This is a genomic window from Aeromonas sp. MaB10011B, assembly GCF_017939325.1.
Classification (GTDB): Bacteria; Pseudomonadota; Gammaproteobacteria; order Enterobacterales; family Aeromonadaceae; genus Aeromonas; species Aeromonas caviae.
In genome coordinates this window covers 1-1638 of sequence record NZ_JAGKRK010000073.1, presented here as the reverse complement: position 1 = coordinate 1638, position 1638 = coordinate 1, and the positions used below count along the sequence as shown (strand labels likewise).

Genomic DNA, 1638 nt, shown 5'->3' with positions numbered 1-1638 from the left:
CTAAGAAGTTGCTTGAGGTACTGGGTTGCATTGATAATAGTCATGGCTTCGGGCGTGTCGGTTTTTTTTTGCGATTAAATCAGATCACAAACGAAGCCTTTTTTCTATCTATTTCAATTGGTTGTAGCTAAAGATCCTGTACATGATCGCCCCATGATCGCGGAGATCGCCGATGCCCAGCAGAGCCCGGGTAAGCTCGCGGAGCGGGCCTGTAATCAGGCCATTCTGGCGGCCATGGGCAGTAATGACGAAACCCTGCTGGCCCAGCGTGACAAGGCGTGTGCTGCCGTGCGTTAAGGTATTTCCCTAGTCAAAATAAGTGGTTAGCCCCCTGTGCACCATGCCACAGTTTCTATTGAGGCGGGTGGGTATGATGGTGCGGCAATCACCATGACAGGGAGCAAGCATGATAAGCCATATCGACCATCTGGTATTGACGGTCAGCGACATTGAGCGGGCGGTGGCATTTTACAGCGGCGCCTTCAAGATGGAGCCCATCACCTTCGGGGCAGGCCGCCGGGCGCTGCGTTTTGGCAACCAGAAGATCAATTTGCAGTTGCTGGGGGAGGAGGCGCGCAACCGGGCGCAGGTGGGGTCGGGGGATCTCTGCCTCATCACCAGCTGGCCCCTGGATCAGGTGATGGCCCAGCTGGCGAGCCAGGGGGTCGAAATCGTGGAGGGGCCAGTGATGAAAAGCGGTGCCTGTGGTCCCATCTTAAATGCGAAAGGGGACTCCCTCCGACGTAGGTGGGAGGGGAATTTCGCCGGGGCGTCAGCCCCGCTGGTTTTGAATGTATTGCTTGATCACCTCCAACGGTGCTCCGCCGCAAGAGCCCGCAAAGTAAGAGCGTGACCAGAGTACGGGTTTGCTGTAAGCACCTCTCAAGTCCAGAAATTCATTACGCAGTCGCCTTGATGTGACCGCCTTTAACGAGTTCACCAGTACCGATAGCTGTACCGTTGGCGCGTACTCTATCAGCATGTGAACATGATCAGCCTCTCCGTCACACTCTTTCAGTTCCGCACCAAAATCTCTGCAAACCTCTGCCGCACACTGACTGAAGGAAGCGTGATACAGATCCCCCAATATCGGCTTTCGATACTTGGTGATAAACACCAAATGTACGTGCAAAGCGTAGGCCGCATGGCGTTATTTATTAATTTTAGTGAATTGCATTCTGTCACTCAATCGGGCTTAATAGATATGGCAATGATGCTACACACTGAGCGCTAAATGCAAATTCTGAAAGCCTACAAATTCCGACTCGAACCGACCGAACAACAAGCGCAACGCCTGCGCCAGTTGGGCGGTTGTGCTCGTTATGTCTGGAATCACGGGCTGGCAGAAACCAAACGCATTCTGGATGCTGGCGAAAAACTGCCTTCTGCCTTTGAGCTGAACAGGATGCTCACCAGTTGGAAGAAAGACCCAGAAATGGCCTTTCTGGCCGAGGCATATACCGACAACCTCCAGCAGAAGCTCAAGGATTTTCATGGCGCGTGGATGCGCTGCTTTGATAAGAAACTCGCCGCCAAGGCACCCGTATTCAAGAAAAAAAGCGACAACCGCGACGCTATCCGGTTCGTCAACTTCGACAAGTATTGCCGCCTTGAAAAGGGTCGCGTGAAGCTGCCTGC

3 protein-coding genes and 1 pseudogene are annotated in these 1638 nt (G+C 53.4%); 3 read left to right on the top strand and 1 reads right to left on the bottom strand.

The features are described from left to right. The first annotated feature begins 153 nt into the window (after nucleotides 1-153). Complete coding sequence (locus tag J9893_RS16075; RefSeq protein ID WP_210600852.1) at nucleotides 154-297, top strand: hypothetical protein; 144 nt, start codon at nucleotides 154-156, stop codon at nucleotides 295-297. A 109-nt stretch (nucleotides 298-406) separates the two neighbouring features. Then, nucleotides 407-715, top strand: a pseudogene (locus J9893_RS16070) (VOC family protein); the annotation flags it as partial. A 57-nt stretch (nucleotides 716-772) separates the two neighbouring features. On the opposite strand, the gene tnpA reads toward J9893_RS16070, so the two are convergent. Beyond that, nucleotides 773-1132, bottom strand: coding sequence for an IS200/IS605 family transposase (tnpA, locus tag J9893_RS16065; RefSeq protein WP_210600851.1), 360 nt, complete (start codon nucleotides 1130-1132; stop codon nucleotides 773-775). A 102-nt stretch (nucleotides 1133-1234) separates the two neighbouring features. Between tnpA and J9893_RS16060 the strand changes: the two genes are divergently transcribed. Beyond that, the coding region (locus tag J9893_RS16060; protein WP_210621929.1) for a helix-turn-helix domain-containing protein at nucleotides 1235-1638 on the top strand (404 nt) is incomplete at its 3' end.